5 protein-coding genes are annotated in these 4,065 nt (G+C 74.3%); all 5 read right to left on the bottom strand.

Features of this window, described 5'->3' with window-relative positions; genetic code table 11:
* Positions 1–88: 88 nt before the first annotated feature.
* On the bottom strand, positions 89–445 hold the full coding sequence (locus AB0958_RS18520) for an isomerase (protein WP_366891492.1): 357 nt from the start codon (positions 443–445) through the stop codon (positions 89–91).
* Between the two features lie 95 nt (positions 446–540).
* Positions 541–1,338, bottom strand: a complete 798-nt coding sequence (locus AB0958_RS18515; protein WP_366891497.1) for an ABC transporter permease — start codon at positions 1,336–1,338, stop codon at positions 541–543.
* A gap of 62 nt (positions 1,339–1,400) precedes the next feature.
* Entirely contained in the window at positions 1,401–2,480 is a 1,080-nt protein-coding gene (locus AB0958_RS18510; protein WP_366891491.1) for an ATP-binding cassette domain-containing protein, read from the bottom strand.
* A gap of 107 nt (positions 2,481–2,587) precedes the next feature.
* Positions 2,588–2,743: a VenA family class IV lanthipeptide gene (locus tag AB0958_RS18505; protein WP_165941413.1), complete on the bottom strand. Its 156-nt coding sequence runs from the start codon at positions 2,741–2,743 to the stop codon at positions 2,588–2,590.
* Between the two features lie 47 nt (positions 2,744–2,790).
* Positions 2,791–4,065, bottom strand: a 1,275-nt coding sequence (locus AB0958_RS18500; RefSeq protein WP_366891490.1) for a lanthionine synthetase LanC family protein, incomplete at its 5' end; no start/stop codon positions are given.

Raw genomic sequence — 4,065 nt, 5'->3', positions numbered from 1 at the left:
CATGTGGCGGAGCCACCTGGCCCGCCACCCCGTGCGTCGAGCGTGCGTGCCGGGCGTCGCGACGCCGCGGAGATCCATCAGAAGGGCCCTAGCCCTCGTACTTCCAGTACGACGGGTCCAGGTCGCGGACCTCCGCCGAGGCGTGCAGGACGAGGCCCTCGGGCTTCAGGTGGGCGCGGAGCAGTTCCAGGGTGGTCTCGGTCAGCTTCGCCTTGGTCTCCTCGGTGCGGCCGGCCAGCAGGCCGAAGGTCACGTGCACGATGGCGTGGCCGCCCTCCTCCGCGTAGCCGTAGGCCGTGTCGTCGGCGGCGCGGAACAGGGTCTTGCAGGCCTCGGGCTTGGCGGCGGCGATCTCGACGACGGCGGTGTGCAGGGCCCTGGCGAAGCCTGCCTTGTCGAAGGCCGCGCCCGCGGCGGCAGTGTAGTCGACGGTGATCTGCGGCATGAGCACTCCTGTTCTACGGCAACTGCGCTCCACCCTAGAACCTGCCGCCCGGACCGGATCCGCGTCCTCGGGGTGTCCTCGGGTGTCCTCGGGTGTCATTCGGGGCGGCCGAAGCGGCGGGCGGCCCAGACCAGGGCCACGACTCCGACGGTCAGCAGGAGGGTGCCTTCCAGGAGCAGGGGCGGTTGCCGGCCGGCCCACTCGACGCCCAGGGGGGTCACCCGGACCGGGACGCGCAGGGCGATGCAGCGGCGGAGCAGGTCCACTCCGTAGGCGAGCGGGTTGACGGCGGCCACCGTGCGGGCCCAGCCCGGCAGGTTCTCCAGCGGGAAGAAACCGCCGGAGAGGAAGAGCAGCGGCATCATCACCAGGCCGAGCAGCATCTGGAAGATCTCGGGCCGGGCGATGCTGACGGCCAGCAGCAGGGACAGCGCCGTGACGGTGAAGGAGGCCAGGATGAGGCCGGCGAGGAGCAGCACCAGCAGGAGCGGGTCGTAGGGCAGGCCGACGGCGCCGCCCAGGGCGAGCAGGACGGCGCCCTGCACCGTGGAGACGACGGTGCCGCCGGCGCAGCCGCCGAGCAGGAGGGTGGGCCTGCTGACCGGGGCCATCAGGAGTTCGCGCAGGTAACCGCTCTGCCGGTCGGTGATCAGACGGATGCCGACGACGACGGCCGGCGCCTGCACGGTCATCATCAGCATGCCCGGGAAGAGGTACGTCTGGTAGCCGACGCCCAGTGACGCGTGCGGGATCAGCGCGGCCAGTCCGCCCCCGAGCACGAAGAGGTAGAGCACCGGCTGGACCAGCATCAGGGCCGTGTGGACGCGCTGGACCGACAGGCGCAGCAGGTCGCGGTGGACCAGGGCGTGGACCGCCCGCAGTTCGTGGCGCAGGGAGGTCCACGGGGCCGGGCCGGAGGCGCGGGAGGCGTCCGGGGCCGGGAGAGCGGGTGCGGTCACGGGGCCTCCTCGGTCGCCGCCGTGGGTCCGCCGGGCGCCGGGGCGGCCGGGGCGGGGCGGTGGCCGGGGTCGTGGATGCTGCGGCCGGTGTGGTGGAAGAAGACGTCGTCGAGGGTGGGCGGGGTCGCGGAGGCGGCGTGCACCGCGATGCCGTGGGCTGCCAGCGCCGCGCAGAGGCGGGGAAGCCACGCGCTGCCGTCGGGCAGCCGCAGGGAGATCCCGTCGGCGTCCAGGGTGACGGCGGGGCCGGGCGGCACGGTCCGCTCCACGACCCGGCGGGCCGCCGGGTCGTCGCCGGTGCGCAGCGTGACCCGGTCGGCTCCGATCGCGGCCTTCATGGCGAGGGGCGTGCCCTCGGCCACGAGCCGGCCGTGGTCGAGGATGCCGAGGCGGTCGCAGTTCTCCGCCTCCTCCAGATAGTGCGTGGTGACGAGGACGGTGCTGCCGTGCCGTGCGCGCAGTGTGCGCAGGTACTCCCAGACCTGGGCGCGGGCGTGCGGGTCGAGTCCGGTGGTCGGCTCGTCGAGGAACAGCACCCGGGGCGCGTGCAGCAGGCCGCGGGCGAGCTCCAGGCGGCGTCGCATGCCTCCGGACAGGGTGCGGACCGGGGAACGCCGCCGGTCGGCCAGTGCGACCGCTTCGAGCATCTCGGTGACGCGCAGGCGGGCACGGTGGCGGCGCAGTCCGTAGAGGCGGGCGTGGAGGTACAGGTTCTGTTCGGCCGTCAGGTCCGGGTCGAGGGCGCTGTGCTGGAAGAGCATCCCGACCGTTCGCCGTACCAGGTCCGGCCGGCTGAGGACGTCGGCGCCCGCCACCATGGCCTGTCCGGCGGTGGGGCGGGCCAGGGCGCACAGCAGGGCGAGGGTGGTGGACTTCCCCGCGCCGTTGGGGCCGAGGAAGGCGTAGGTCTCGCCTTCGAGGACGTCCAGGTCGAGGCCGCGCACGGCGTGGGTGGTGGTGCCGTCCGGGCCCGGGTAGCCCTTGACCAGGCCGCGCGTGCGGATGACGGATTCGGGGCGGGTGGTGGCCGGGGCGGGCGCGCGGGTGCGAGCGGTGTCTCCGGCGGGTGGCTGCATGGTCGGCTCCTCGTCCACGGGGGTGCGTGCCGCGGGCCTGCCGGCCGCAGTGTCCCTGGTTCCGGCCGGTGGCCGCCCGAGGGCGGCCACCGGCCGGAGTGTGTCGGCTAGGCGCAGCTGACGCCCACACAGACGGTGTTGAGCAGCGTCAGCAGGCCGACGCACGCACAGGTACCTGAGAACGACGCTCCGTCGAAGTCGACCGGGTCCGTCTCCGGAAGGGCGTGCAGTTCGGCCAGCAGCTCGAGGGCCTGGTTCTCCATGACTTTCTCCTTCTGTGAGCGGTTGCGGCAGGTGGGTCCCCTGTCGCTCATCCCGGCTGCTGGACGGACCAGTGCCGGGAGTCTGTGGGGCGGGAGTCCGGGTGGCGGGTCCTCAGGAGGAACGCCAGGATTCCCGCGGAGCCGTCGCTCCAGCTCGTCGAGACGTCCCCGTACTCGTTGGGGAAGACGACGTGGCGGTCGCGGTGGGCGCGTTCGGAGACGATGAGGCGGGCCAGGTGGGCGGCCGCCGCCCGGTGTTCGGGGTCGCCGGTGGCGTCGGCCAGGTCGAGGAGGAAGTCGCCGTTGCCCGCCAGCCCGTGGCACTGGGCGAGGGCGGCGCGCGAGGCACGCTCCACGACGGCGTGCGCGGCGCCGCGGGCGAGCTCGCCGAATCGTTTGTCCCCGGTCCGCCGCCAGAGCCGGACGAGGAAGGATCCGATGCCCGCCGAACCGTGGCACCAGTACGGGGCCGTCGGCGGGTCCGTGGCCTGGGCCGGCCACTGGGCCGCCCGGCCGACCAGCACGGCGTTGGCGACCAGGTGCTCTCCCGCGGCCAGGGCGAGTTCCAGGTGTTCCGGCCGCTCGGAGACGGCCGCGGCGGTGAGCAGGAAGCAGCCGATGCCCGCCGTTCCGTGGGCGAAGCCCAGGTAGCGTTTGCCGGCCTCCTCGGAGACGGCTTCGGCGGGGACGGGCCAGCTCACACCGGACGGTTCGGGTTGTGCGGCGGCGGCCAGCCGGTCGGCGGCGTCGACGACCAGAGCGGCCAGGCGCGGGTCGCCGGTGCGGTGCCAGAGGTGGGCGGCGGCCAGTCCACTGCCCGCGCAGCCGTGGGTGATGTCGTGGCTGGGGGTCGGCTCCAGCGGGGCCAGGGCCAGGGCGAGCGCGTGGTCCGTGAGCGCGCGGTCGTCGACGGCGCGTCCGGCGTCGTACAGCGCCCAGGCGATGCCGCGGCCGCCGAAGTGCAGGCCGGGACGGACGGAGCGGGTGCCGGTACGGGCGGTGATCCAGTGGCCCGCGGTGCAGATCAGGTCGGGCAGGCGGGGGTCGCCGGTGAGCTCGAAGTACCGGGTCAGGACCGCCAGGACGCCCGCCGCGCCTTGCTGCACGGTGCAGGGGTCGGTCTCGCCGGCAAGGGTGGACACCGGCCACAGCCGCCGGTCGTCGGCCGGGGTCATGGTGTCGACGAGGTGGTCCACCATCCCGGTGATCGCGAGTTGTAGGGCGGCATCCAGCCCGCCGCTCCGCACCGACCGGACCGCGAAGTCCGGTGCGGCCGCGGGGAGCGCCGGTCCGGCCGAGGAGTCCGGCCCGGCCGCGAAGCC

Source organism: Streptomyces sp. NPDC006655 (assembly GCF_040703965.1).
GTDB lineage: Bacteria > Actinomycetota > Actinomycetes > Streptomycetales > Streptomycetaceae > Streptomyces.
This window is presented reverse-complemented; position numbering and strand designations above follow the sequence as displayed.

Coding starts and splice junctions, on each gene's coding strand:
- AB0958_RS18520 (WP_366891492.1), bottom strand. CDS start 445: ATGCCGCAGATCACCGTCGACTACACTGCCGCCGCGGGCGCGGCCTTC.
- AB0958_RS18510 (WP_366891491.1), bottom strand. CDS start 2,480: ATGCAGCCACCCGCCGGAGACACCGCTCGCACCCGCGCGCCCGCCCCG.
- AB0958_RS18505 (WP_165941413.1), bottom strand. CDS start 2,743: ATGGAGAACCAGGCCCTCGAGCTGCTGGCCGAACTGCACGCCCTTCCG.